The organism is Polynucleobacter sp. JS-Polo-80-F4 (assembly GCF_018881965.1).
In the GTDB taxonomy this organism is placed as follows: Bacteria; Pseudomonadota; Gammaproteobacteria; order Burkholderiales; family Burkholderiaceae; genus Polynucleobacter.
Window position 1 is genome coordinate 850,791 of the sequence record NZ_JACVPI010000001.1, and the last position, 26,027, is coordinate 876,817.

A 26,027-nucleotide genomic window follows, 5' to 3' on the forward strand; every position below is an offset into this window, starting at 1 on the left:
TGATCTAATGTGTCAGGCGCCTGGGCCAGAGATGTATTTTTCCAGGCTTAATAGTTGGTTTATTTCGGACGCAAGAGTCTCGACAGAAGTAGGCTTGATTTTGAAGAGCCAAACGCTATACGGTTTTTCGTTCACGATCTCGGGCGAGGCATCTACCTCTTCGTTGAGCGCAACGATCTCTCCACTCACTGGCGCATGAATATCGCTAGCTGCCTTAACAGATTCAATGGCAGCAATGGCCTCACCCTGCTTCACTTGTTGCCCAATCTTAGGTGCTTGAAAGAACATCACATCACCTAATGCCTCTTGCGCATGATTGCTAATCCCAACCCATACCAAGCCATCATTTTCCTGATCGGCCCATTCATGAGTTTCTGCAAATTTAAAAGTATCTTGGCTGTTCATTGTTTTATCCTTTAGGGGCATTTTATGCCGACTCCCATAAACTAGCTTACTCAATGATTCACTCAACTGCTTTATTTTTATGCCAATTAAATTAGGAATTGTTCCTGTTACGCCCTTTGAGCAAAATTGCTCGATCTTGGTTTGCCAAGAGACTGGAGAGGCTGCTGTGGTCGATCCTGGCGGGGATATTGAAAAGATACTTGAGGGCGTTAAACAGATGGGCGGTAAGGTTAAAAAGATCTTACTAACCCACGGACACCTTGATCACTGTGCGGCCGCTAAGGACTTGGCCGATCAACTCGGCATTCCAATTGAGGGGCCACAAGAGGACGAGCGTTTTTGGATTGATCAATTACCAGAGCAAACAGTGCGCTTTGGATTTGGGCACGCTAAAGTTTTTGAGCCTGACCGCTGGCTAAATAATGGCGATCATGTGAATGTTGGCAATGTTGATCTTGAGGTATTTCATTGCCCAGGCCATACACCAGGCCATGTTGTATTTTTTGACAAAGAAGATCGTCTTGCAATAGTTGGCGATGTCTTGTTCGCTGGCTCAATTGGCAGAACGGATTTTCCGCGCGGTAATCATGCGGATTTAATTCATGCGATTAAAACGAAACTGTGGCCTTTGGGCGATGACGTACAGTTTGTGCCAGGACATGGGCCAATGTCTACGTTCGGAAAAGAACGGAAGACCAATCCCTATGTTGGGGATGGCGCTTAAATTTTTACTTCAGATGAATTTAGGTTTTTGCTGAACCGGTACGATGCGTACGGTTGTATAAACAGCTAGCGCAGATCCAGCGCTGCTTGCGATTGCTTGTCGGAATCCATGTGCCACCCTCAAGTCGTTTTTCACGGCTGCAAGAAGAGCAAAATTTTAGGCTCTGGGAGGTTTCTTGGGTAGCTGCTGGAGTCGAAGTAGTCATGGGCAATCCGGGTAAGGCAAATCTATACAGAAGATCTATTTTACCCGTTTTGTCCCGCTGGGGCTGGGCTGAGCACAACGCGGACTGAATCAGCCGTTTTGTTGCCATCGAAATCTAGCCAGGCCTTGTTTTCAAAGTCGTAAAGCTTGCATTTACGAGCAGTATCGAAATACCAGCTCCAAGAGAACTTTTGAATGAAAATGCGCTCAGGAAGGATGGTTTCCAGGGTTTCCTGGGCTTCTTGCAGGCGATAAAGCGGTACGCTCATGTCCACGTGGTGGGCAGTGTGCTCCATGATGTGGTGCATCAGCTTGCCCCAAATCCAGTTAAAGGTCAGGTGAACGGTTGTAGACACAAATGGCTGGGCGCGCAACCACTCTGATTTCTTGTCATACCAAGAAACCTTTGGATGGGTGTGGTGCACATAGACTACAAAACCAATCATGCCGTTCCAGAACAAAAATGGAACTGCAAAACCAGTGATTAAGCCAACCCAAGCCGATTGACCAGTAGCAATGGCTCCAGCAATCAAGCAAGCAATCCAAACAATTGCAAATGCGGTAACAAGTAAATTGTCTTTTAAGAAAATCGGACGATCGCCAGGTTTGTTTTTGGCATTTGGAAAGTACTCGCGTCTCCACCAAATTTCAATGAGGTAATAAAAAACAGGGCCCCAGCCGCTACGGTAAAGGCGCTCTAGAGCCTTACGCCATGCGGGAAGCGCGTCGTATTCTGATTTTGATAAAGGCGCCCAAACGAAGTCAAAACCCTTGAGGTTTGTTTGACCATGATGCACAACGTTATGGCCAACATCCCACAAGCTATATGGTGTGAGTGATGGCAAGAACGCAATGCGACCTAACACTTTGTTCAGCTCGCGATTAGGGGTGTAACTTTGATGGCAAGCATCATGACCCAAAATAAAGATGCGGCCTGTTACAAAGCCAGCAACAACACCAAAAACAATTTTAAGTAAGACGCTCTCTACAAAAATTGTTCCTGCGATGCAGCCAAGCCAAAGGAGGGCATCAATTGCTAGGAGCATGATGGCACGCCCAGTTTCGCCCTGCGCCATTGGGATTAACCAGCTTCGAATGATTTTTCGATGCGGTAATGGGGCCTCTGGTGACAAAGGATTAGTTAGGGATGGCTCTGAAAGGGCTGAATTTAGATGTGTAGACACGATAAGAATCAATAAGTTAGGTGCAAATGATAGCGGTTTTCATGATTTGTCGCATGATGTAAGTCAAAAACCCCTCTAGTTTTGGCGCGCCCGGCAGGAATCGAACCTGCGACCCTTGGCTTCGGAGGCCAATACTCTATCCACTGAGCTACGGGCGCTAGTGAAAAACTAGCTACCCCTCCATTGTAAGTGCCTATAAGCCTACTCTCTAGTTATAATCTTGGCAAAACAACCCTAAAACCCGTCAAACGATAAATTCTTATGAGCAACGAGCACGGAAGTCTAATTAAGTCCCCAAAACAACTCATCATTATGGTGTTTGCAAGCTTTTTTGTGCCACTCATCATCATTCTGTTGTTGATGGTGTTTGTGAACAATGGCAAGCGAGTAGATTCAGCCGCTTCTTCCGATCAAATTATTAAGCCGGTGGCGCAGCTAAATTTTAAAGATGCTAGCGAGCCTGCGGCTCCAGCTGCTGGCGCTAAATAAAAGTTTTCTGCATACATTGAAAAGCTGGCTAGATGCCAGCTTTTTTATTTCTGTTTATTCACTTTTTGCATCCAGGGCCACTTGATAAGCCTCTTTTTTGGTGAGGCCTAAAGTTTGCGAGAGCACGGCGGCGATCTCTTTGCTACCTAGATATGGGCTCAATGCGTTTGCCCACAACAATAGAGACGAATGCTCAGGAGCCTCGTCATTGTTGGATGAGCGCCCTGCCACCACAATCACAAACTCACCCTTTAGGCTCTCTGCCACTTCAAGCCAGTTGGCGACATCTTGCGCTTGAAGGGATACAAGTTGCTCAAATTTTTTGGTTAACTCACGGCAAACTAGAAGCTGACGATCAGCCTCTAAATTTTTTGCAAGCAAGGTAAGCGTTTCTTTGATGTGGTGTGGAGATTCAAAAAAAATGCTGGCTTTTTTACTGCTGGAAATATCTTGCATGAGGGCATCACGCTCTTTAGCTTTGTTGGGCCAAAATCCTAAAAATTGAAAGCGCCCTTCTGAGTTATGCATCACCGAGCCTGCCACTGAGATTGCGCTTGATACAGCGCTTGCTCCGGGAATGGGAATCACCCTTAGGCCTGCTTTTTGGACCTCATTTACAAGCCTTGCGCCAGGGTCTGAGACTCCTGGGGTCCCTGCATCTGAAATATAGGCCCAGCGCTCATGATTAGTAAGATGTTGGATGACGGTTTGTGCGCCGGCAATTTCATTGTGCTCATGTAGCGCCAAACATTTTTTGTGAATACCAAATTGCTGTAGTAATGCTGCGCTATGCCTAGTGTCTTCACATGCAATACCATCCACCGCATTTAAAACGTGTAGGGCGCGCAAGGTAATGTCGCCTAAATTACCGATGGGTGTAGCAACCATGTAAAGCGCCCCAGCAGGCAAATCCTGCTGTTTTAAAAAATTGAAGGAGCTAAGTTCCATAGGGGTTGCCTGAGAAAGGTTAAATAATTAGTAAGAGAATACGTTGCTTTTGAGATAAGCTAATAGCTACTGAAATTAGGACATCTTTGGCGCATAATATTGTTATGGATAAAGAGATTAACGAACGTTTGCGTCAGCGTGCCTCCCAGCATTTTTTGGACAGTATTGCCGTTAAGCAAGAGGCGGAAAAATTACTGCCAGAGTCTGTTGCCAGAGGGGTATTGGCAATGGTGGATTGTTTGCGCTCTGGCGGCAAGGTAATGGCTTGCGGTAATGGTGGCTCGGCAGCTGATGCCCAACACTTTGCCGCAGAGCTTATTGGGCGCTTTGAGAGAGAGCGCCAAGAGTTGGCCGCAATTGCCTTGACAACTGACACCTCAATTTTGACTGCAGTTGGAAATGACTACAGCTATGACGAAGTCTTCAGCAAACAAGTTCGTGGGCTTGGCAAAAAAGGCGACATCCTGATGGGAATCTCTACTTCTGGCAATTCAAAGAATGTTATCAAGGCAATTGAGGCCGCAAAAAAAATGGGAATCAAAATTATTGCCCTTACCGGCAATGGTGGCGGAAAAATTGCCCAGCTATTGGATCAGGACGATATTCATTTGTGCGCACCATCAACTCGCACTGCGCGTATTCAAGAGACGCATCTGGTTTTACTTCACGCCTTGTGTGATGGCGTAGACCACGTTCTTCTAGATTAATAAATTATTGCTACTTCAATTCAGAAAACACCTAAATGAAAATCTCACTCCTTAGAAGATTCTTGCTCACCACTCTTGTGGCGTCCCAAATCACCGGTTGTGCTGTAGTTGCTGTTGGTGGCGTAGCGGCAGGCGCAACCATAATGGCAGATCGTCGAACACCAGCAGTGCAAGCCATTGACAAGGGCATTGAGTTGCAAGCAGAGAACGCGCTAGCAAAACGATTTGGTGATAACGCACACATTAATGTGACTTCATTTAACCAAAAAGTGTTACTCACTGGCGAAGTTAAGGATGCCGATATTAAGGGCGAGGCTGATGCTTACGTAAAAGCCATGAAGAATGCGCGCTCAGTCTTTAATGATTTGGTTGTTGGGCCTAACAGTACCTACACATCGCGCGCAAATGATTCCTATCTTGAGTCTAAGATCAAGTCACAAATGATTTTTACTGACCAACTGCCATCAAACTCGATGGCTATAGTTGCTGAAGGAAGTAGCGTTTACCTGATGGGTATCTTGACACAAAGCGAAGCTGATCTCGCCAAGAAAGTTGCTAGCAATACCAGTGGCGTAAAAGATGTTTTTGTTTACTTTGACATCATTTCTGTAGAAGAAAAAAAGCGCTTAGAAAAACAAGGTAAAGCCGATCAAACTCAACCTACTAGCCCACCAAAATTCCAATAATTTTTTTAGGTTGGTGATGTTTAACGCCCGAGTAATTGTAAAAATATTTTTTCTTTTTGCGGCGCTCACTTTTTTAATACCGATTGCGCAAGCGACGGCTGAGGATGAGAATGCATACGCCATTGCAAAGCAAAATGCCTGCTTGGGTTGTCATGCGATTAATAAAAAAATAGTTGGACCAAGCTTTCAATCAGTCGCGCAGAAATATAAAAGCGATTCAAGCGCACAAACATTTTTGAAAAATAAAATCGCTAAGGGTGGATCAGGTTCTTGGGGTGTTGTACCCATGCCAGCAAATACAAAGCTAAGCGATGCAGATTTGACTGTGCTAACTGGTTGGGTACTGCGTGGCGCGCCGAGCAAAAATTAATGCTCAAAACGAATTAATTAACTAGCGCGCGAGATCTGGTCTTCCCAAGAACCACCACCATGCTTGGTTGGAGCGCTTGAGATTTTCTTTTAAGGCGTAATCCATATCAGCCCACTGCCCATTAGCAGCCTCTGCCACGATGGTTGCGGGACTTGCTGGCGGGAGCTTCAGGCAGGCATCGGCATCACCATAGGCGTATTCCACAGTCATCCCAGCCTTTTGTGCCAAATGCATCATTGCCTTGTTGTTGGCAAGGCAATGCACATATAGGGTCTCAATACGGGTATTGCGCGAATGCACTGCTGAGCGCTCTAAAAGAGCCGTGCCCAAGCCCTGAGAGCGGCCCTCTGGTAATACTGAGACTCCAAATTCTGCGGCTCGTGCTTGACCTTTATTCTCCGGCAAATAGGCTAAATGCGCCATGCCAATGAGCTTCAGGTTCAAATCAAACACACCAAAAATAACATCCTTGTTGAAATCAAGTCCTTCTACGTAGTGGGTAATGACCTCATCAGGGGTCTGTGTCCCAAAGCGCAAGCGTCGATCTTCATCATTTAGCTGTAATAAATGATTCAAAATTTCTTCTCTATATCCGGCATGAAGCTCGCGAACAGGTACAGCCTTTCCAGCCGTATATAGGCTTGAAGGTGAGTGACTATTCGCTAATTTGTTATCCATCTAATCATCTTAGCAGTAATAGCGGGAAATTTCAGGGTTTTCCCTTAGTTTGTTGGAAATAGGCCAAATAAACATGAAAAAAGGGCACTATTTCCTAGTTGTTTTTGGCAAAACCCTAAAAAAATCAAATTTTTTCAAAAAAAATGAAATTATTTTCAAAATCTACACCCTTGTTTTTATTGGGTTTATTTCTCAACTAAGAAAAAACTTCGCCTTTTTTAAGTAAAAGAGTACGAAAGGTGTTGACGACCCTAAAAAAGTGGGATATAGTCTCACCTCTCTGCTGAATGTTTTTTGAAATACGAAACAAGTCAGCCCTCTTTAAAAATTAGTCAACCGATAATTGTGGGTACTAAGTGAAAGCATCCAGTCCTTCGGGACAGATGTAAATAAATAGTACTCATAGACAGTAAAAAGATTTGGTTTTATTACCAAGTCAATTTCTTGAATGAGTGCGACGATCCGCAAGGATCACAGGAATTAAACTGAAGAGTTTGATCCTGGCTCAGATTGAACGCTGGCGGCATGCCTTACACATGCAAGTCGAACGGCAGCACGGGTGCTTGCACCTGGTGGCGAGTGGCGAACGGGTGAGTAATACATCGGAACGTACCTTATCGTGGGGGATAACGCAGCGAAAGCTGTGCTAATACCGCATACGCCCTGAGGGGGAAAGCGGGGGATCGAAAGACCTCGCGCGATTAGAGCGGCCGATGCCTGATTAGCTTGTTGGTGGGGTAAAAGCCCACCAAGGCGACGATCAGTAGCTGGTCTGAGAGGACGATCAGCCACACTGGGACTGAGACACGGCCCAGACTCCTACGGGAGGCAGCAGTGGGGAATTTTGGACAATGGGGGAAACCCTGATCCAGCAATGCCGCGTGAGTGAAGAAGGCCTTCGGGTTGTAAAGCTCTTTTGTCAGGGAAGAAACACCGGCTCTAACACAGTCCGGGAATGACGGTACCTGAAGAATAAGCACCGGCTAACTACGTGCCAGCAGCCGCGGTAATACGTAGGGTGCAAGCGTTAATCGGAATTACTGGGCGTAAAGCGTGCGCAGGCGGTTATACAAGACAGGCGTGAAATCCCCGGGCTTAACCTGGGAATGGCGCCTGTGACTGTATAGCTAGAGTGTGTCAGAGGGGGGTAGAATTCCACGTGTAGCAGTGAAATGCGTAGATATGTGGAGGAATACCAATGGCGAAGGCAGCCCCCTGGGATAACACTGACGCTCATGCACGAAAGCGTGGGGAGCAAACAGGATTAGATACCCTGGTAGTCCACGCCCTAAACGATGCTGACTAGTTGTTCGGGATTTACATCCTGAGTAACGTAGCTAACGCGTGAAGTCAGCCGCCTGGGGAGTACGGTCGCAAGATTAAAACTCAAAGGAATTGACGGGGACCCGCACAAGCGGTGGATGATGTGGATTAATTCGATGCAACGCGAAAAACCTTACCTACCCTTGACATGTCACTAACGAAGTAGAGATACATTAGGTGCTCGTAAGAGAAAGTGAACACAGGTGCTGCATGGCTGTCGTCAGCTCGTGTCGTGAGATGTTGGGTTAAGTCCCGCAACGAGCGCAACCCTTGTCTTTAGTTGCTACGCAAGAGCACTCTAAAGAGACTGCCGGTGACAAACCGGAGGAAGGTGGGGATGACGTCAAGTCCTCATGGCCCTTATGGGTAGGGCTTCACACGTCATACAATGGTGCATACAGAGGGTTGCCAACCCGCGAGGGGGAGCTAATCTCAGAAAATGCATCGTAGTCCGGATCGTAGTCTGCAACTCGACTACGTGAAGCTGGAATCGCTAGTAATCGCGGATCAGAATGTCGCGGTGAATACGTTCCCGGGTCTTGTACACACCGCCCGTCATACCATGGGAGTGGGTTTTGCCAGAAGCCGTTAGCCTAACCGCAAGGAGGGCGACTGCCACGGCAGGGTTCATGACTGGGGTAAAGTCGTAACAAGGTAGCCGTATCGGAAGGTGCGGCTGGATCACCTCCTTTCTAGAGAAAAGATGCTGAATCCTAGTGCCCACACTTATCGGTTGACAATAAAAGCCACGGGTCTGTAGCTCAGCTGGTTAGAGCACTGTGTTGATAACGCAGGGGTCGTAGGTTCAAGTCCTACCAGACCCACCACCAGCCAGAAACAAGACTTAGTGGGACGTTGGGGGATTAGCTCAGCTGGGAGAGCACCTGCTTTGCAAGCAGGGGGTCGTCGGTTCGATCCCGTCATCCTCCACCATCATCTAAATGTCAAAACTAAGCGATTTAACGATTGTTTAGTTTTGCCATTTATGGCTGTTCTTTAAAAATTTGAGTAAGCAAAGTGTCAAATGTTTCTTTGAGAGGACATTTGACAATGTAATAAGGGTAAAGATTGAATCATCAATCAGTAATACAAACGAGTTTTACCAAGTTCTTAACAAAGTACTTACAGTTTGGATTACGGCAAACATGTCAGAAGTAGAAGTAAAACCTATAACGGTTACTAGCAATGGTGCTCGTTATAGGATCAAGTGAATAAGTGCACATGATGGATGCCTTGGCGATTACAGGCGACGAAAGACGTTATAACCTGCGATAAGCCCCGGGGAGCTGGTAAATAAGCTTTGATCCGGGGATTTCTGAATGGGGAAACCCACCACTTTTGTGGTATCCATACCTGAATACATAGGGTATGAGAAGCGAACCTTGTGAACTGAAACATCTAAGTAGCAAGAGGAAAAGACATCAACCGAGATTCCCAGAGTAGTGGCGAGCGAAATGGGAAGAGCCTTCTAGTGATATCTCAGTAATTAACAGAATGGAATGGAAAGTCCAACAATAAAGGGTGATAGTCCCGTATGTGAAAATTATTGAGTGGTACTAGGCTAGAGACAAGTAGGGCGGGACACGTGAAATCCTGTCTGAATATGGGGGGACCATCCTCCAAGGCTAAATACTCGTAATCGACCGATAGTGAACAAGTACCGTGAGGGAAAGGCGAAAAGAACCCCGGGAGGGGAGTGAAATAGATCCTGAAATTGTGTGCATACAAACAGTAGGAGCCTCGTAAGGGGTGACTGCGTACCTTTTGTATAATGGGTCAGCGACTTACATTCAGTAGCAAGCTTAACCGAATAGGGAAGGCGTAGCGAAAGCGAGTCCGAATAGGGCGCTAGTTGCTGGGTGTAGACCCGAAACCAGTTGATCTATCCATGGCCAGGTTGAAGGTGCGGTAACACGTACTGGAGGACCGAACCCACTAACGTTGAAAAGTTAGGGGATGAGCTGTGGATAGGGGTGAAAGGCTAAACAAAACTGGAAATAGCTGGTTCTCTCCGAAAACTATTTAGGTAGTGCCTCGTGTATCACTGTAGGGGGTAGAGCACTGTCATGGTAGTGGGGTCCATTGCGGATTACTGCGCCATAGCAAACTCCGAATACCTACAAGTGCAAGCACGGGAGACAGACATCGGGTGCTAACGTCCGGTGTCAAGAGGGAAACAACCCAGACCGCCAGCTAAGGTCCCTAATATATGCTAAGTGGGAAACGAAGTGGGAAGGCTAAAACAGTCAGGAGGTTGGCTTAGAAGCAGCCATCCTTTAAAGAAAGCGTAATAGCTCACTGATCGAGTCGTCCTGCGCGGAAGATGTAACGGGGCTAAGCATATAACCGAAGCTGCGGATCACAGCAATGTGATGGTAGGAGAGCGTTCTGTAAGCCTGTGAAGGTGTCTTGTAAAGGATGCTGGAGGTATCAGAAGTGCGAATGCTGACATGAGTAGCGATAAAGGGGGTGAAAAGCCCCCTCGCCGTAAGCCCAAGGTTTCCTGTTCAACGTTCATCGGAACAGGGTGAGTCGGCCCCTAAGGCGAGGCAGAGATGCGTAGCTGATGGGAACAAGGTTAATATTCCTTGACCATTGTTAGATGCGATGGGGGGACGGATCGCGGAAAGTTGTCCGGGTGTTGGAAGTCCCGGTTCTTGCGTTGGAGATGGCTATTAGGTAAATCCGGTAGCGTAATTCAAGGGCGTGAGACGAGCGAATTTATTCGCGAAGCAATTGGAAGTGGTTCCAAGAAAAGCCTCTAAGCTTCAGTCTAACAAGACCGTACCGCAAACCGACACAGGTGGGCGAGATGAGTATTCTAAGGCGCTTGAGAGAACTCAGGAGAAGGAACTCGGCAAATTTGTACCGTAACTTCGGGATAAGGTACGCCCTGGTAGTTTGACCCTGTACAAGGGGAGGACGAAAGGGTTGCAATAAAAAGGTGGCTGCGACTGTTTAATAAAAACACAGCACTCTGCAAACACGAAAGTGGACGTATAGGGTGTGACGCCTGCCCGGTGCTGGAAGATTAAATGATGGGGTGCAAGCTCTTGATTGAAGTCCCAGTAAACGGCGGCCGTAACTATAACGGTCCTAAGGTAGCGAAATTCCTTGTCGGGTAAGTTCCGACCTGCACGAATGGCGTAACGATGGCCACACTGTCTCCTCCTGAGACTCAGCGAAGTTGAAATGTTTGTGATGATGCAATCTACCCGTGGCTAGACGGAAAGACCCCATGAACCTTTACTGTAGCTTTGCATTGGACTTTGAATCGGTCTGTGTAGGATAGGTGGGAGGCGTTGATAACAGGATGCTAGTTCTGTTGGAGCCAACCTTGAAATACCACCCTGATTTATTTGAGGTTCTAACCTTGGCCCGTTATCCGGGTCGGGAACAGTGCATGGTAGGCAGTTTGACTGGGGCGGTCTCCTCCCAAAGTGTAACGGAGGAGTACGAAGGTACGCTTGGTACGGTCGGACATCGTACCTAAAGTGCAATGGCAAAAGCGTGCTTAACTGCGAGACCGACAAGTCGAGCAGGTGCGAAAGCAGGTCATAGTGATCCGGTGGTTCTGTATGGAAGGGCCATCGCTCAACGGATAAAAGGTACTCTGGGGATAACAGGCTGATACCGCCCAAGAGTTCATATCGACGGCGGTGTTTGGCACCTCGATGTCGGCTCATCTCATCCTGGGGCTGTAGCCGGTCCCAAGGGTATGGCTGTTCGCCATTTAAAGAGGTACGTGAGCTGGGTTTAAAACGTCGTGAGACAGTTTGGTCCCTATCTGCCATGGGCGTTGGAGATTTGACGGGGGCTGCTCCTAGTACGAGAGGACCGGAGTGGACATTCCGCTGGTGTACCTGTTGTTTCGCCAGAAGCATCGCAGGGTAGCTATGAATGGAAGAGATAACCGCTGAAAGCATCTAAGCGGGAAACTTGCCTGAAGATGAGATCTCCCGTAGGTTTAACCTACATAAAGGGTCGTTGAAGACCACAACGTTGATAGGTCGGGTGTGGAAGTGCAGTAATGCATTAAGCTAACCGATACTAATTGCCCGTTAGGCTTGATCCTATAACCAGCACTATTGTGTTGGATGTTTGCCAGATTTAATCTGCATCCTTATTACATGCTTACTCAAATAGAGTTGTTGATTTAATCAGCAACTCGACCCTCTACGCCCGGTGACCATAGCAAGTTGGAACCACTCCTTCCCATCCCGAACAGGACAGTGAAACGACTTTACGCCGATGATAGTGCGGATTACCCGTGTGAAAGTAGGTAACTGCCGGGCACCAATGCGACGCCCAGACCCTCTTAGGTCTGGGCGTTTTTACTTGTGCAAAGCGTTTAGAGATATTGACAGAAACTCCATTTGGAGTCAGAATATTGGGTTCGCGGAGGGGTGTCCGAGCGGCTAAAGGAGGCAGACTGTAAATCTGTTGGCTATGCCTACGTAGGTTCGAATCCTACCCCCTCCACCAGATGTGCGGGATTAGTTTAATGGTAAAACAGCAGATTTCCAATCTTCGGTCAAGAGTTCGATTCTCTTATCCCGCTCCAGAATTTGTTGCATTAGATTTCGCCCATGTGGCTCAGTGGTAGAGCACTCCCTTGGTAAGGGAGAGGTCGGCAGTTCGATCCTGCCCATGGGCACCATGTTTGATTTTATTAATTGTGTATTTCGTGTTTGGTTTAAGAGCTAACTAAAGGCAGATTAAAAATGGCAAAAGAAAAATTCGAGCGGACAAAACCGCACGTAAACGTAGGCACCATCGGTCACGTTGACCACGGTAAAACCACATTGACAGCAGCAATTGCAACCGTGCTTTCTAAAGCATTCGGTGGCGAAGCTAAAGCATACGATCAGATCGATGCTGCTCCAGAAGAAAAAGCACGTGGTATTACGATTAATACTGCGCACGTTGAGTACGAGACAGCAAACCGTCACTACGCACACGTTGACTGCCCAGGACATGCTGACTACGTTAAGAACATGATTACTGGTGCTGCTCAGATGGACGGCGCAATTTTAGTTTGCTCTGCTGCTGACGGCCCAATGCCACAAACACGTGAGCACATCCTCTTGGCACGCCAAGTTGGTGTTCCTTACATCGTCGTATTCTTGAACAAGTGCGACATGGTTGACGATGCTGAATTGCTCGAGTTAGTTGAAATGGAAGTTCGTGAGCTTCTATCTAAGTACAACTTCCCTGGCGATGACACACCAATCATTCAAGGTTCTGCTAAGTTAGCGCTTGAAGGCGACGAAGGCCCATTGGGCAAAGAAGCCATCATGAAATTGGCTGAAGCATTAGATACCTACATCCCAACTCCAGAGCGTGCTGTTGACGGTGCGTTCTTGATGCCAGTAGAAGACGTGTTCTCTATCTCTGGTCGCGGTACTGTAGTTACAGGCCGTATCGAGCGCGGTATCGTTAAAGTGGGTGAAGAGATCGAAATCATCGGTATCAAGCCAACACTCAAGACAACTTGTACTGGTGTTGAAATGTTCCGCAAATTGCTCGACCAAGGTCAAGCAGGCGATAACGTTGGTATCTTGTTACGCGGTACAAAACGTGAAGAAGTTGAGCGCGGCCAAGTATTGGCTAAGCCAGGTTCAATCACTCCACATACTCACTTTACAGCCGAGGTTTACATCTTGGGTAAAGATGAAGGTGGCCGTCATACACCATTCTTTAACAACTATCGTCCACAGTTTTACTTCCGTACAACGGACGTAACTGGTTCAATCGAGTTGCCAAAAGACAAAGAAATGGTTATGCCTGGTGATAACGTCACGATTACCGTAAAACTCATCGCCCCAATCGCGATGGAAGAAGGTTTACGTTTTGCGATCCGTGAAGGTGGCCGTACTGTTGGCGCCGGCGTGGTTGCAAAGATTTTGGCTTAAGTAGTCGGTATTAATTAGTTTTTATAAAGGGGTGTAGCTCAATTGGCAGAGCGTTGGTCTCCAAAACCAAAGGTTGGGGGTTCGATGCCCTCCGCCCCTGCCACGATTTGAACTGAAAGCAAAATGTCTCATCAAACAGCAAGTCATACTGAAGAAAAAAGCAGCTGGGTCACTGTACTCGCTGCTTTAATCGTCGTTGCAGCGTTAGTTCTTTACTACACGCTTGCGGACCAATCTATATTGATTCGTCTTGCCGTTTTGTTTGGCGGTATTGCTGCTGCAGTTTTGATTGTGGCGATTTCTCCTGATGGGCGTCGTTTTATCGCCTATGCAAAAGATTCTTGGTATGAAGTAAAAAAGGTTGTTTGGCCAACTCGTAAAGAGACTACCCAAATGACTCTAGTCGTATTTGGCTTTGTTCTGATCATGTCCTTGTTTTTGTGGATTGCAGACAAATTGATTGAATGGCTAGTTTTTTCAGTCTTTTTGGGCTGGAAGTGAGTAAAAAATGATTGATTCTGAAGTAGCTACAAATCCACAAGCTACCGGCAATATGCGCTGGTACGTTATCCATGCTTATTCTGGAATGGAAAAGAGCGTGAAAAAAGGCCTCGAAGAGCGGATTGCGCGCTCTGGAATGCCTGAGAAATTTGGCCGTATTTTGGTCCCTTCCGAAGAAGTTGTGGAGATCAAATCCGGTACAAAATCAGTTTCTGAGCGTCGTTTTTTCCCAGGATATGTGCTGATTGAGATGGAAATGACCGACGAGAGCTGGCATTTGGTGAAAAACACGCCAAAAGTGACTGGTTTCGTAGGCGGCGTTCGTAACCGTCCAAGCCCTATTTCTACCGCTGAAGTAGCCAAAATCATGGATCAAATGCAGGCTGGGGTAGATAAACCTAAGCCTAAGACCCTGTTTGAGGTTGGCGAGATCGTGCGAGTTAAAGAAGGCCCATTTGTTGATTTCAACGGAAATATCGAAGAAGTCAATTATGAGAAGTCAAGATTGCGCGTTTCTGTTACAATTTTTGGCCGCGGTACCCCAGTTGAGCTGGAGTTCGGCCAGGTAGAAAAGATGTAAAAACAAGGACTTAGTCCTGGTTTTAGTAGTTGGTAGTTAAGTGGTTAGCAATAACCGAGGAGCGGAGCTAGATAGCCAAAAACTAGCGAAGCGTTTACTCAACAGCGGTCTTTCCTAATGAGGTTAGGCGCGCTTTAAGGAGCACACATGGCAAAGAAGATTATTGGCTTTATTAAGCTGCAGATCCCTGCAGGTAAAGCAAATCCATCACCACCCGTAGGTCCAGCATTGGGTCAACGCGGTCTTAACATTATGGAATTCTGTAAGGCGTTCAATGCTCAAACTCAGAGCATGGAACCTGGCCTGCCAATTCCAGTCGTGATTACAGCGTTCGCTGATAAGAGCTTCACGTTCATCATGAAGACTCCTCCAGCAACCATCATGATTAAGAAGGCTGCGAAGATTGAAAAAGGATCACCACGTCCTCATACCGATAAAGTGGGTTCAATTACTCGTGCTCAAGCGGAAGAAATCGCTAAAGCAAAAATGCCAGATTTGACAGCAGCCGATATGGACGCAGCTGTTAGAACAATCGCTGGTAGCGCCCGTTCCATGGGCATCACTGTGGAAGGTCTCTAATCATGACTAAATTATCTAAACGCGTTAAAGCAATTCAATCTAAAGTTGATCGCAATAAGTTTTATTCATTAGACGATGCATTGAACCTCGTTAAAGAGTGTGCAACTGCTAAGTTTGATGAGTCAATCGACGTTGCAGTTCAGTTGGGTATTGATGCTAAGAAATCTGACCAAGTTGTGCGTGGCGCAGTAGTGCTCCCAGCTGGTACAGGTAAGCATGTTCGTGTTGCTGTTTTTGCACAAGGCGAGAAGGCTGAACAAGCTAAAGCCGCTGGCGCAGAAATCGTTGGCATGGAAGAGCTTGCTGAACAAATTAAAGGCGGCAAAATTGATTTTGATATTTTGATCGCATCTCCAGACACAATGAAAATTGTTGGTACTTTAGGTCAAGTATTGGGCCCACGTGGTTTGATGCCGAATCCAAAAGTTGGAACAGTGACTCCTGACGTTGCTACTGCAGTTAAAAATGCAAAAGCCGGTCAAGTTCAGTTCCGTGTGGACAAAGCCGGTATCGTGCACGCAAGCATTGGCCGTCGTTCATTCGAGCCAACTGCATTGAAATCCAACTTGCTCGCATTGCTCGAGGCTTTGAATAAAGCTAAGCCGCCTGCATCTAAGGGTATTTATTTAAAGAAGGTTGCCGTAAGCAGCACCATGGGTGCAGGCGTACGCGTAGACCAAGCATCGTTACAGGCAGCAGCTTAATTAGCTTGTAACAAAAAAGAACTTTGGGTCGACTCGCACTCTTTGGGTGGGAGTCGAACATCAAAGACCGTTGGTGGATTAATTGCTTGTAAAGAGTTAATTCTTAATCGTTACGAAAGTAATAGCCAGCGCAGATGGCGACCCTGAAAAGATTTTCACAAGAACCTTGTGAACAAATGATCAGACGCTGGTGTGTAACCCCAACTGGAAACAGTTGGTTTTTTAGGAGTTAAACCGTGCCTTTGAATGTACAAGACAAAAAAGCGATTGTTGCTGATGTCGGCGCTCAATTGGCTGGAGCTCAAACAGTCGTGCTCGCTGAATACCGTGGTATTCCAGTAGAGCAGTTGACAAAGCTACGTGCTAGCGCACGTGACCAAGGTGTATATCTTCGCGTTTTGAAGAACACATTGGCACGCCGTGCTGCACAAGGCACACAGTTTGAGCCTCTTGCTGATTCGATGGTTGGCCCCTTGATCTACGGCATCTCTGCTGATCCGATTGCTTCGGCAAAAGTATTGCAGAACTTTGCTAAGACTCAAGACAAGCTAGTCATTACTGCTGGCTTATATAACGGCAAGTTGTTGGACGTAGCGGGCGTTAAATCCCTCGCGTCTATTCCAAGCCGCGACGAGTTGTTATCTCAGTTGTTGGGTGTCATGTTGGCCCCAGTTTCTGCTATGGCTCGCGTATTGGGCGCAGTAGCAGCACAGAAAGCCGCAGGAGCACCTGCTCCGGTAGCCGAAGTGGCAGCACCTGCAGCAGAAGCAGCAGCCCCAGCAGAAGTAGTTGCTGAAGCCGCAGCTCCTGAAGCAGCCGCTGAGCCTGCAGCCGCAGCCCCAGAAGCTGGAACAGAAGCAAAAGAAACCCCTGCCGCTGAATAAGCGACAGATTAACTATTTAAGTATTAGGAGCTAAAAATGGCGATTACTAAAGAAGAAATCATTGATGCAGTAGGTAGCATGTCCGTTATGGATTTGAACGACTTGGTTAAGGCGTTCGAAGAGAAGTTTGGCGTTTCAGCTGCAGCGATGGCTGTTGCTGGTCCTGCCGGTGCAGCTGGCGGCGCTGCTGCTGAAGAGCAAACAGAATTCACTGTTAACTTGCTCGAAGCTGGCGCAAACAAGGTTTCAGTAATTAAGGCAGTTCGCGAAATTACTGGTCTTGGCTTGAAAGAAGCTAAGGACTTGGTTGACGGTGCACCGAAGCCAATCAAAGAAGCTGTTGATAAGAAGACAGCTGAAGAAGCTAAGAAGAAGCTTGACGAAGCAGGCGCTAAGTCAGAAATCAAGTAACACAAACTTTTCTAACGCCTCCCAAAAGGAGTCGTTAGTTACGTTGGGTTTGATCTTTAGAGGTCAAACCCGATTTCATTTCTGATTGAAATCGGGTTTGCCTTCTGATACGACTGCAGAATGCAAGTTTGGTCGGACACTGGATCTTTCGATTTAGTGTTGTCCGCCAGTGATTGGTAGTGGCCAATCGCCAAATCTTTGTACAGTCGCTGAATTCGGAGATGAAATGAACTATAGCTTCACCGAACGCAAGCGAGTCCGTAAAAGCTTTGCTAAGCGAGTAAACAACCACCAGGTTCCGTACCTGATCGCAACGCAGCTGGAATCCTACGCTAAATTTTTACAGGCTGAAAAGCCAGCAATGTCTCGCCTTACTGAGGGACTTCAAGCTGCCTTTACATCAGCGTTCCCAATTGTGTCTAACAACGGCTATGCACGTATGGAATACGTGTCTTACCAGTTATCACAGCCACCATTTGACGTTAAAGAATGTCAACAACGTGGTTACACATACCACTCTGCCTTACGCGCAAAAGTTCGCTTGATTATTTATGATCGCGAAGCGCCTACTAAGGTTAAAGAGGTAAAAGAGAGCGAAGTCTACATGGGTGAAATTCCACTCATGACAGAAAATGGCTCTTTTGTGATCAACGGTACTGAGCGCGTGATCGTTTCTCAGTTGCACCGCTCCCCAGGCGTGTTCTTTGAGCACGACAAGGGCAAGACACATAGCTCAGGTAAGTTGCTGTTCTCAGCACGCATCATTCCTTACCGTGGTTCATGGCTCGATTTCGAGTTTGATCCAAAAGATATTCTCTATTTCCGCGTTGACCGTCGTCGTAAGATGCCTGTCACCATTTTGCTCAAAGCAATTGGCTTAAACAACGAACAGATTCTTGCTAACTTCTTTAACTTTGACCATTTCTCATTGACTGCTAACGGCGGCTCAATGGAATTTGTGCCAGAGCGTTTGCGTGGTCAGTTAGCCAGCTTTGATGTGCTCGACAAGAATGGCGTTGTAGTCATTCAAAAAGACAAGCGTATCAATGCAAAGCACATCCGCGAACTCGAAGCCGCTAAGACAAAAACGATCGCCGTACCAGATGACTATTTAATTGGTCGCGTGGTTGCACGCAATATTGTTGATCCAGATTCTGGTGAAATCTTGGCTTACGCTAATGATGAAATCACTGAAGAAGTATTGGCTACATTACGCGATGCAGGTATCAAGCAATTAGAAACAATCTACACCAATGATTTGGATTCTGGTGCGTACATTTCACAGACATTACGTACTGATGAAACCGCGGATCAAATGGCTGCACGTATCGCCATCTACCGCATGATGCGTCCTGGTGAGCCTCCAACAGAAGATGCTGTTGAAGCCTTGTTCCAGCGCTTGTTCTACAACGAAGATACTTACGATTTGTCACGCGTAGGCCGTATGAAGGTCAACAGCCGTTTGAACCGTCCAGAAATGGAAGGTCCAATGGTTCTGTCGAACGAAGATATTCTCGACACTATTAAGTCCCTCGTAGATTTGCGTAACGGCAAAGGCGAAGTAGACGATATCGATCACTTAGGTAATCGTCGTGTACGTTGCGTTGGTGAATTGGCAGAAAACCAATTCCGTGCAGGTTTGTCACGTGTTGAGCGTGCGGTTAAAGAACGTCTCGGCCAAGCCGAAACAGAAAACCTCATGCCGCATGACTTGATTAACAGCAAGCCAATCTCTTCTGCGATTCGTGAGTTCTTCGGTTCTTCACAGTTGTCCCAGTTTATGGATCAAACCAACCCACTTTCAGAGATCACGCACAAGCGTCGTATTTCTGCATTGGGACCTGGTGGTTTGACACGCGAGCGCGCAGGCTTTGAAGTGCGTGACGTGCATCCAACCCACTACGGACGTGTTTGCCCAATCGAAACTCCAGAAGGACCAAACATTGGTTTGATCAACTCACTCGCGTTATTTGCGCGTTTGAATGAGCATGGTTTCTTAGAAACTCCATACCGTAAGGTTTCCAATAGCAAGGTAAGCGATGAAGTGGTTTACCTCTCTGCGATTGAGGAAGCAAAGTATGTGATTGCTCAGGCAAATGCAACAATCGACAAGAGCGGTAAGTTGGCCGACGAATTGGTTTCAGCGCGTCAAGCTGGTGAGACCATGATGGTTAGCCCAGAGCGCATCGATTTCATCGACGTTGCTCCTAGCCAGATCGTTTCTGCTGCTGCTTCACTCGTTCCATTCTTAGAGCATGATGATGCGAACCGTGCGTTGATGGGTGCGAACATGCAGCGTCAAGCGGTTCCTTGCTTACGTCCAGATAAGCCATTAGTTGGTACAGGGTTAGAGCGTATTGTTGCAGTCGACTCCGGTACAGTTATTTTGGCGTCCCGTGGCGGTATCGTTGATTATGTTGACGCTAACCGTGTTGTGATTCGTGTAAACGATGATGAGACAGCTGCTGGTGAAGTTGGTGTGGATATTTATAACCTCATCAAGTACACCCGTTCAAATCAAAACACCAACATTAACCAACGTCCAATCGTTCAAGCGGGTGATCGTGTTGTCCGCGGCGACGTAGTTGCTGATGGCGCATCTACCGATTTGGGTGAATTGGCTTTGGGTCAAAACATGACTGTGGCATTTATGCCATGGAACGGTTATAACTTCGAAGATTCAATCTTGATCTCTGAGAAAGTTGTTGCTGACGACCGCTACACCTCTATTCATATTGAAGAGTTGTCAGTAGTTGCGCGTGATACCAAACTTGGTTCAGAAGAAATTACTCGCGATATTTCCAATTTGGCAGAGTCACAACTCTCCCGTTTGGATGAGAGCGGTATTGTTTACATCGGTGCTGAAGTTGAAGCTGGCGACGTATTGGTTGGCAAGGTAACTCCTAAGGGCGAGACTACTCTCACTCCTGAAGAGAAGCTCCTCCGTGCGATCTTCGGTGAAAAAGCATCTGACGTTAAAGATACTTCTTTGCGCGTTCCATCAGGAATGATCGGCACTGTTATCGATGTTCAGGTCTTCACTCGTGAAGGTATTGAGCGCGATGCCCGTGCACAGTCAATCATTCAGGAAGAATTACAACGCTATCGTTTGGACTTGAACGACCAGTTGCGTATTGTTGAGGGCGATGCCTTCATGCGTTTAGAAAAGCTGTTGATTGGCAAAGTTGCTAACGGCGGCCCTAAGAAATTAGCTAAGGGCACAAAGATCGACAAGGAATACCTTGCTGATTTAGACAAATACCATTGGTTTGATGTTCGTCCAGCGGATGACGAAGTTGCCTCACAAGTTGAAGCAATCAAGTCTTCTATCGAAGCGAAACGTAAACAGTTTGACGAAGCTTTTGAAGAGAAGCGCACCAAACTTACCCAGGGTGATGATTTGCAGCCTGGCGTAACGAAGATGGTTAAGGTGTACTTGGCAGTTAAGCGTCGCTTGCAGCCTGGTGACAAGATGGCCGGTCGTCACGGTAACAAAGGTGTGGTTTCTAAAATCGCTCCAGCAGAAGACATGCCATTTATGGCTGACGGACGCCCTGTAGACATCGTCTTGAACCCATTGGGCGTTCCTTCCCGTATGAACGTTGGTCAGATCTTGGAAACCCACTTAGGTTGGGCGGCTCAAGGTATTGGTAAGCGTATCGACGAGATGGTTCGTGAACATGCTAAGCAAGCTGAATTGCGTAAGTTTTTCAAACAGCTTTACAACGAAACAGGCCGCATTGAAGATATCGACAACTTCACTGATGAGCAGATCAATGTTTTGGCTGAGAATCTCCGTCAAGGCTTGCCATTTGCTACTCCAGTGTTTGACGGTGCTACAGAAGCTGAAATCGGACGCATGCTCGAGTTGGCGTATCCAGAAGATGTTGCTAAATCTTTGAAGATGACACCATCACGTCAGCAAATGATTTTGTGCGACGGTCGTACTGGCGATCAGTTTGAGCGTCCAGTAACCGTTGGCGTAATGCACGTCTTGAAGCTCCACCATTTGGTCGATGACAAGATGCACGCACGTTCAACCGGACCTTACTCTTTAGTAACGCAACAGCCATTGGGCGGTAAAGCTCAGTTCGGTGGTCAGCGCTTTGGTGAGATGGAAGTCTGGGCCCTCGAAGCATACGGTGCTTCATATGTCTTGCAGGAAATGCTGACAGTGAAGTCCGATGACGTCGCAGGCCGTACCAAGGTTTACGAAAACATCGTCAAGGGCGAGCACACGATTGATGCTGGCATGCCCGAATCCTTCAACGTGCTGGTAAAAGAAATCCGTTCGTTGGGTATTGACATTGACATGGAGCGCAACTGATATGAAAGCATTGCTCGATTTATTTAAGCAAACGCAGGGCGAAGAGCAGTTTGATGTCATCAAAATTGGTCTCGCATCTCCTGAGAAAATTCGCTCATGGTCTTTTGGTGAAGTACGCAAACCAGAAACCATCAACTACCGGACTTTTAAGCCCGAGCGTGATGGTTTGTTCTGCGCCAAGATTTTTGGACCAACCAAAGACTACGAGTGCTTATGCGGTAAGTACAAGCGTTTAAAGTTCCGTGGCGTAATCTGCGAGAAGTGCGGCGTTGAAGTAACTCTCGCCAAGGTACGTCGTGAGCGCATGGGCCACATTGAGTTGGCAGCCCCTGTAGCGCACATCTGGTTCTTGAAGTCCTTGCCATCCCGTTTGGGTATGGTTCTCGATATGACATTACGTGATATCGAGCGCGTTCTCTACTTTGAGGCATATGTAGTGGTTGATCCTGGCATGACTCCTGAAGGCGCGATGAAGCGCGGTCAGATCATGTCTGAAGACGAGTACATTGCTAAGACTGAAGAGTATGGTGACGGTGCATTTACCGCCATCATGGGCGCGGAAGGTATTCGTGATCTCTTGCGTTCGATTGATATCGATCGTGAAGTAGAGACTATTCGTGCCGACTTGAAAGCTACTGGTAGCGATGCCAAGATCAAGAAATACGCTAAGCGCTTAAAAGTGCTCGAGGCGTTCCAGACTTCAGGTATTAAGCCTGACTGGATGATCATGGAAGTATTGCCAGTATTGCCACCTGAATTGCGCCCATTGGTGCCATTGGATGGCGGTCGCTTTGCTACCTCCGATTTGAACGATCTCTATCGTCGCGTTATTAACCGTAACAATCGTTTGAAGCGTTTGTTAGAGTTGCGCGCACCAGAGATCATCGTTCGCAACGAAAAACGGATGTTGCAAGAAGCGGTTGACTCATTGCTCGACAACGGTCGTCGCGGTAAGGCTATGACTGGCGCTAACAAGCGTCCTCTCAAGTCCTTGGCTGAGATGATTAAAGGTAAGAGCGGTCGTTTCCGTCAAAACTTGTTGGGTAAACGCGTTGACTACTCTGGTCGTTCAGTCATCGTGGTTGGCCCTACATTGAAATTGCATCAGTGCGGCTTGCCAAAATTGATGGCTTTAGAGTTGTTCAAACCATTTATTTTCAACAAGCTTGAGACTTTAGGAATTGCAACCACTATTAAGGCTGCGAAGAAAGAAGTTGAGAGCCAGACTCCAATCGTTTGGGACATTCTCGAAGAAGTGATTCGTGAACATCCAATCATGTTGAACCGTGCGCCTACATTGCACCGTCTTGGTATTCAGGCTTTCGAGCCAATGCTGATTGAAGGTAAAGCAATCCAATTGCACCCATTAGTTTGCGCGGCATTTAACGCGGACTTTGACGGTGACCAAATGGCGGTTCACGTTCCTTTGTCGCTCGAAGCGCAAATGGAAGCACGTACATTGATGTTGGCTTCGAACAACGTATTGTTCCCAGCTAACGGCGAACCATCAATCGTTCCTTCACAGGACGTGGTGTTAGGTCTGTATTACGCTACACGTGACAAGATCAACGGTAAAGGCGAAGGTATGGTTTTCGCCAACATTACTGAAGTAGTGCGCGCATACGAAGCAGGTCAAGTTGAATTGGCTTCTCGTGTTGCTGTGCGTATTACTGAGTTTGAGATTGTGGACAAGAAGGCAGAGGGCGACGCCCGTTTTGCTGAAAAGACCAAGATCTACCAAACATCAGTTGGCCGTGCAATCTTGTCTGAGATTTTGCCTAAAGGCATGTCTTTCGAGGAAATTAACAAGCCTTTGAAGAAAAAAGAAATCTCACGTTTGATCAACACATCATTCCGCAAGTGCGGTTTGCGTGAAACAGTGATTTTTGCTGACCGCCTCTTGCAGTCTGGTTTCCGCTTGGCGACCAATGCTGGTATCTCGGTTGCGATTGACGATATGCTGATCCCAACTTCTAAAGAGCGCATCATCACTGAGGCTTCTGCCAAGGTTAAAGAGTATGACAAGCAGTTCATGTCAGGTCTCGTAACCAATCAAGAGCGTTATAACAACGTGGTTGATATTTGGGGTGCCGCAGGCGACCAAGTTGGTAAGGCGATGATGGACGAGTTGTCACACGTTGACGTACTCGATCGTAACGGTAAGACTGTTCGTCAAGAATCTTTCAACTCCATCTACATGATGGCGGATTCTGGTGCGCGTGGATCTGCAGCGCAGATTCGTCAGTTGGCTGGTATGCGTGGTTTGATGGCAAAGCCTGATGGCTCCATCATTGAAACCCCAATTACTGCGAACTTCCGTGAAGGCTTGAACGTATTGCAGTACTTCATTTCAACCCACGGTGCTCGTAAAGGTCTTGCTGATACAGCGTTGAAGACAGCGAACTCTGGTTACTTGACACGTCGTTTGTGCGACGTGACTCAAGATCTCGTGGTGATTGAGGATGATTGCGGCGCAACTTCAGGCGTAACAATGAAGGCGCTTGTTGAAGGCGGCGAAATTATCGAAGCATTGCGCGATCGTATTTTGGGTCGTGTATGTATCGGTGACATCGTTCACCCTGACACACAAGAAGTTATCGTTCCGAACGACACCTTGCTCGATGAAGATCATGTTGATCAAATCGTGGCATTGGGTATCGACGAAGTTAAAGTTCGCACAGTATTGTCTTGCTTAACTCGCTTTGGCTTGTGCGCTAAGTGCTACGGACGTGATCTAGGTCGCGGTGGTTTGGTGAACGTTGGTGAAGCGGTTGGTGTTATCGCTGCTCAGTCTATCGGTGAGCCAGGCACACAGTTGACTATGCGTACCTTCCACATCGGCGGTGCAGCGTCACGTGCATTGGTTGCAAGCAATATTGAAGCCAAGTCTAACGGTGCATTGAAGTTCTCCGGCACGATGCGTGTTGTGAAGAACGCGAAGGGTGAGCAGATCGTGATTTCACGTTCTGGCGAAGCCTTGATCGTTGATGAGAATGGTCGTGAGCGCGAGCGTCACAAAGTGCCTTACGGTGCAACTCTCTTGTTGAAAGAAGATGCAGCAGTGAAGGCTGGCGCAAGCTTAGCGACTTGGGATCCATTAACACGTCCGATTATTTCTGAGTACGCTGGCATCGCTCGCTTCGACAACGTTGAAGAAGGCGTAACTGTTGCTAAGCAGGTTGACGAAGTTACTGGTCTTTCCACTTTGGTGGTTATTGATGGCAAACGTCGCTCTGCTGCAAGCAAAGGCGTTCGCCCAATGATCAACTTGGTTGATGACAAGGGTAACGAAGTCATGATCGCTGGTACTGATCACCCAGTAAACATTGGCCTCCAAGTAGGCGCTCTGATTACTGTTAAAGATGGTCAGAAGGTCGAAGTTGGTGAAGTATTGGCACGTATTCCAATCGAATCACAGAAGACTCGCGACATTACCGGTGGCTTGCCACGCGTTGCAGAATTGTTCGAAGCACGTTCACCAAAAGATGCAGCTGTCTTGGCGAAAGTTACTGGAACAGTTTCCTTCGGTAAAGAAACCAAAGGTAAACAGCGTTTGGTGATTACCGATATGGACGGCGAAGCCAATGAATTCTTGATTCCTAAAGAGAAGCAAGTTCTTGTTCATGACGGTCAAGTTGTGAACAAGGGCGAGATGATTGTGGAAGGCCCTGCCGATCCGCATGACATCTTGACTCTCCGCGGTATTGAAGAGTTGGCGATTTACATTGTTGATGAAGTTCAAGACGTTTACCGTTTGCAAGGCGTGAAGATTAATGACAAGCACATTGAAGTGATCGTGCGTCAAATGTTGCGTCGTGTGCAAATCACTGATGGTGGCGATACTGCCTACATCACTGGTGAGCAAGTTGAGCGTTCAAAACTGTATGACGCTAACGATTTAGTGATTGCTGCAGGTAAGCGCCCAGCTCAGTTCGAAAACGTACTGTTGGGTATTACTAAAGCATCCTTGTCGACAGACAGCTTCATTTCAGCGGCTTCTTTCCAAGAAACCACCCGTGTATTGACCGAAGCCGCAATTATGGGCAAGACCGATACACTCCGTGGCCTCAAGGAAAACGTCATTATTGGTCGTCTGATCCCTGCTGGTACTGGCTTGTCTTATCGCCGTGCACGCAAGGTCAGAGAGCAATTCGAGCGTGATCGCGCTCAAATGATTGCCGCCGAAGAGGAAGCAATGGCCAATATGCCTGTAGAAATCGAGGCTGAAGTCGTTGCTCCTGCTGGGGAGGCTGATCCGAGCTAATTTGGTAATTCTGGCCAGAAATGGCCAGTTTTTTCCCCATTAAGTTGACGGAAAAGGCTGGCCAAGCTAGAATGCTGAGTTCTACTGATTCAGAAGAGGGTCTTTTTGACCTAGAAATTCTCTAAGTCATTGATTTTCTTGAAG

18 protein-coding genes, 7 tRNA genes, 3 rRNA genes and 1 pseudogene are annotated in these 26,027 nt (G+C 47.2%); 23 read left to right on the top strand and 6 right to left on the bottom strand.

Annotation, left to right across the window (positions count from 1 at the left end):
- Positions 1-12: 12 nt before the first annotated feature.
- Entirely contained in the window at positions 13-405 is a 393-nt protein-coding gene (gene gcvH, locus ICN20_RS04255; protein WP_255534645.1) for a glycine cleavage system protein GcvH, read from the bottom strand.
- Positions 406-484: 79 nt separating this feature from the next.
- On the opposite strand from gcvH, the gene ICN20_RS04260 reads away from it, so the two are divergent.
- The gene (locus ICN20_RS04260) at positions 485-1,129 is read left to right on the top strand and encodes an MBL fold metallo-hydrolase (RefSeq protein ID WP_216860186.1); all 645 of its coding nucleotides are present in this window, start codon (positions 485-487) and stop codon (positions 1,127-1,129) included.
- Between the two features lie 19 nt (positions 1,130-1,148).
- On the opposite strand, the gene ICN20_RS04265 is transcribed toward ICN20_RS04260, so the two are convergent.
- The 3 genes from ICN20_RS04265 to ICN20_RS04275 form a co-directional block, all read right to left on the bottom strand.
- Positions 1,149-1,334: a hypothetical protein gene (locus ICN20_RS04265; protein WP_041396810.1), complete on the bottom strand. Its 186-nt coding sequence runs from the start codon at positions 1,332-1,334 to the stop codon at positions 1,149-1,151.
- Positions 1,335-1,374: 40 nt separating this feature from the next.
- Positions 1,375-2,526 (bottom strand): fatty acid desaturase, encoded by a 1,152-nt coding sequence (locus ICN20_RS04270; protein ID WP_370624556.1) that lies wholly within the window; start codon positions 2,524-2,526, stop codon positions 1,375-1,377.
- 73 nt (positions 2,527-2,599) lie between these two features.
- Positions 2,600-2,675, bottom strand: a tRNA-Arg gene (locus ICN20_RS04275).
- 103 nt (positions 2,676-2,778) lie between these two features.
- Here ICN20_RS04275 and ICN20_RS04280 point away from each other — a divergent pair.
- Entirely contained in the window at positions 2,779-3,006 is a 228-nt protein-coding gene (locus tag ICN20_RS04280; RefSeq protein ID WP_255534646.1) for a hypothetical protein, read from the top strand.
- Between the two features lie 54 nt (positions 3,007-3,060).
- On the opposite strand, the gene rsmI is transcribed toward ICN20_RS04280, so the two are convergent.
- Complete coding sequence (gene rsmI / locus ICN20_RS04285; protein ID WP_216238293.1) at positions 3,061-3,954, bottom strand: 16S rRNA (cytidine(1402)-2'-O)-methyltransferase; 894 nt, start codon at positions 3,952-3,954, stop codon at positions 3,061-3,063.
- Between the two features lie 104 nt (positions 3,955-4,058).
- Between rsmI and ICN20_RS04290 the strand changes: the two genes are divergently transcribed.
- From ICN20_RS04290 to ICN20_RS04300, 3 genes are read left to right on the top strand one after another with little or no spacing between them, the layout of a single operon-like run.
- Positions 4,059-4,661, top strand: coding sequence for a phosphoheptose isomerase (locus tag ICN20_RS04290; protein WP_216238295.1), 603 nt, complete (start codon positions 4,059-4,061; stop codon positions 4,659-4,661).
- Between the two features lie 35 nt (positions 4,662-4,696).
- Positions 4,697-5,347, top strand: coding sequence for a BON domain-containing protein (locus ICN20_RS04295; protein WP_216238297.1), 651 nt, complete (start codon positions 4,697-4,699; stop codon positions 5,345-5,347).
- 16 nt (positions 5,348-5,363) lie between these two features.
- Positions 5,364-5,717 carry a c-type cytochrome gene (locus ICN20_RS04300; RefSeq protein WP_216238299.1) on the top strand — a complete coding sequence of 118 codons (354 nt, stop codon included), beginning with the start codon at positions 5,364-5,366 and terminating at the stop codon, positions 5,715-5,717.
- A gap of 21 nt (positions 5,718-5,738) precedes the next feature.
- On the opposite strand, the gene ICN20_RS04305 is transcribed toward ICN20_RS04300, so the two are convergent.
- Complete coding sequence (locus ICN20_RS04305; RefSeq protein ID WP_216238301.1) at positions 5,739-6,395, bottom strand: GNAT family N-acetyltransferase; 657 nt, start codon at positions 6,393-6,395, stop codon at positions 5,739-5,741.
- A 482-nt stretch (positions 6,396-6,877) separates the two neighbouring features.
- Between ICN20_RS04305 and ICN20_RS04310 the strand changes: the two genes are divergently transcribed.
- The 18 genes and pseudogenes from ICN20_RS04310 (at position 6,878) to rpoC (ending at position 25,883) form a co-directional block, all read left to right on the top strand.
- Positions 6,878-8,410: ribosomal RNA gene (locus ICN20_RS04310) — 16S ribosomal RNA — on the top strand.
- Positions 8,411-8,468: 58 nt separating this feature from the next.
- Positions 8,469-8,545, top strand: a tRNA-Ile gene (locus ICN20_RS04315).
- A 30-nt stretch (positions 8,546-8,575) separates the two neighbouring features.
- A tRNA-Ala gene (locus tag ICN20_RS04320) sits at positions 8,576-8,651 on the top strand.
- Positions 8,652-8,919: 268 nt separating this feature from the next.
- A 23S ribosomal RNA gene (locus ICN20_RS04325) occupies positions 8,920-11,793 on the top strand.
- A gap of 106 nt (positions 11,794-11,899) precedes the next feature.
- Positions 11,900-12,013, top strand: a 5S ribosomal RNA gene (gene rrf, locus ICN20_RS04330).
- The 16S, 23S and 5S rRNA genes sit together here with 5 tRNA genes alongside, the layout of an rRNA operon.
- Before the next feature lie 105 nt (positions 12,014-12,118).
- Positions 12,119-12,203, top strand: a tRNA-Tyr gene (locus ICN20_RS04335).
- A 5-nt stretch (positions 12,204-12,208) separates the two neighbouring features.
- Positions 12,209-12,282, top strand: a tRNA-Gly gene (locus tag ICN20_RS04340).
- 21 nt (positions 12,283-12,303) lie between these two features.
- Positions 12,304-12,378, top strand: a tRNA-Thr gene (locus tag ICN20_RS04345).
- Positions 12,379-12,442: 64 nt separating this feature from the next.
- Positions 12,443-13,633, top strand: a complete 1,191-nt coding sequence (gene tuf, locus ICN20_RS04350; protein WP_071464430.1) for an elongation factor Tu — start codon at positions 12,443-12,445, stop codon at positions 13,631-13,633.
- A 27-nt stretch (positions 13,634-13,660) separates the two neighbouring features.
- Positions 13,661-13,736 (top strand) — tRNA-Trp (locus ICN20_RS04355).
- 20 nt (positions 13,737-13,756) lie between these two features.
- Positions 13,757-14,134: a preprotein translocase subunit SecE gene (secE, locus tag ICN20_RS04360; RefSeq protein ID WP_216238305.1), complete on the top strand. Its 378-nt coding sequence runs from the start codon at positions 13,757-13,759 to the stop codon at positions 14,132-14,134.
- Positions 14,135-14,141: 7 nt separating this feature from the next.
- Positions 14,142-14,714: a transcription termination/antitermination protein NusG gene (nusG, locus tag ICN20_RS04365; RefSeq protein WP_216152352.1), complete on the top strand. Its 573-nt coding sequence runs from the start codon at positions 14,142-14,144 to the stop codon at positions 14,712-14,714.
- 147 nt (positions 14,715-14,861) lie between these two features.
- Positions 14,862-15,293 carry a 50S ribosomal protein L11 gene (gene rplK, locus ICN20_RS04370; protein WP_068320088.1) on the top strand — a complete coding sequence of 144 codons (432 nt, stop codon included), beginning with the start codon at positions 14,862-14,864 and terminating at the stop codon, positions 15,291-15,293.
- A gap of 2 nt (positions 15,294-15,295) precedes the next feature.
- Positions 15,296-15,997 carry a 50S ribosomal protein L1 gene (gene rplA, locus ICN20_RS04375; RefSeq protein WP_071464433.1) on the top strand — a complete coding sequence of 234 codons (702 nt, stop codon included), beginning with the start codon at positions 15,296-15,298 and terminating at the stop codon, positions 15,995-15,997.
- Between the two features lie 236 nt (positions 15,998-16,233).
- Positions 16,234-16,761: pseudogene (gene rplJ / locus ICN20_RS04380) on the top strand (50S ribosomal protein L10); the annotation flags it as partial.
- 156 nt (positions 16,762-16,917) lie between these two features.
- Positions 16,918-17,292, top strand: a complete 375-nt coding sequence (gene rplL, locus ICN20_RS04385; protein ID WP_173941805.1) for a 50S ribosomal protein L7/L12 — start codon at positions 16,918-16,920, stop codon at positions 17,290-17,292.
- A gap of 226 nt (positions 17,293-17,518) precedes the next feature.
- Positions 17,519-21,619, top strand: a complete 4,101-nt coding sequence (gene rpoB / locus ICN20_RS04390) for a DNA-directed RNA polymerase subunit beta (protein WP_216238310.1) — start codon at positions 17,519-17,521, stop codon at positions 21,617-21,619.
- Position 21,620: 1 nt separating this feature from the next.
- Positions 21,621-25,883: a DNA-directed RNA polymerase subunit beta' gene (gene rpoC / locus ICN20_RS04395; RefSeq protein WP_216238312.1), complete on the top strand. Its 4,263-nt coding sequence runs from the start codon at positions 21,621-21,623 to the stop codon at positions 25,881-25,883.
- Positions 25,884-26,027 lie beyond the last annotated feature (144 nt).

Excerpts from the sequence above, each read along its gene's own strand:
- gcvH (WP_255534645.1), bottom strand. The coding sequence starts at position 405 with ATGAACAGCCAAGATACTTTTAAATTTGCAGAAACTCATGAATGGGCC.
- ICN20_RS04260 (WP_216860186.1), top strand. The coding sequence starts at position 485 with ATGCCAATTAAATTAGGAATTGTTCCTGTTACGCCCTTTGAGCAAAAT.
- ICN20_RS04265 (WP_041396810.1), bottom strand. The coding sequence starts at position 1,334 with ATGACTACTTCGACTCCAGCAGCTACCCAAGAAACCTCCCAGAGCCTA.
- ICN20_RS04280 (WP_255534646.1), top strand. The coding sequence starts at position 2,779 with ATGAGCAACGAGCACGGAAGTCTAATTAAGTCCCCAAAACAACTCATC.
- rsmI (WP_216238293.1), bottom strand. The coding sequence starts at position 3,954 with ATGGAACTTAGCTCCTTCAATTTTTTAAAACAGCAGGATTTGCCTGCT.
- ICN20_RS04290 (WP_216238295.1), top strand. The coding sequence starts at position 4,059 with ATGGATAAAGAGATTAACGAACGTTTGCGTCAGCGTGCCTCCCAGCAT.
- ICN20_RS04295 (WP_216238297.1), top strand. The coding sequence starts at position 4,697 with ATGAAAATCTCACTCCTTAGAAGATTCTTGCTCACCACTCTTGTGGCG.
- ICN20_RS04300 (WP_216238299.1), top strand. The coding sequence starts at position 5,364 with ATGTTTAACGCCCGAGTAATTGTAAAAATATTTTTTCTTTTTGCGGCG.
- ICN20_RS04305 (WP_216238301.1), bottom strand. The coding sequence starts at position 6,395 with ATGGATAACAAATTAGCGAATAGTCACTCACCTTCAAGCCTATATACG.
- tuf (WP_071464430.1), top strand. The coding sequence starts at position 12,443 with ATGGCAAAAGAAAAATTCGAGCGGACAAAACCGCACGTAAACGTAGGC.
- secE (WP_216238305.1), top strand. The coding sequence starts at position 13,757 with ATGTCTCATCAAACAGCAAGTCATACTGAAGAAAAAAGCAGCTGGGTC.
- nusG (WP_216152352.1), top strand. The coding sequence starts at position 14,142 with ATGATTGATTCTGAAGTAGCTACAAATCCACAAGCTACCGGCAATATG.
- rplK (WP_068320088.1), top strand. The coding sequence starts at position 14,862 with ATGGCAAAGAAGATTATTGGCTTTATTAAGCTGCAGATCCCTGCAGGT.
- rplA (WP_071464433.1), top strand. The coding sequence starts at position 15,296 with ATGACTAAATTATCTAAACGCGTTAAAGCAATTCAATCTAAAGTTGAT.
- rplL (WP_173941805.1), top strand. The coding sequence starts at position 16,918 with ATGGCGATTACTAAAGAAGAAATCATTGATGCAGTAGGTAGCATGTCC.
- rpoB (WP_216238310.1), top strand. The coding sequence starts at position 17,519 with ATGAACTATAGCTTCACCGAACGCAAGCGAGTCCGTAAAAGCTTTGCT.
- rpoC (WP_216238312.1), top strand. The coding sequence starts at position 21,621 with ATGAAAGCATTGCTCGATTTATTTAAGCAAACGCAGGGCGAAGAGCAG.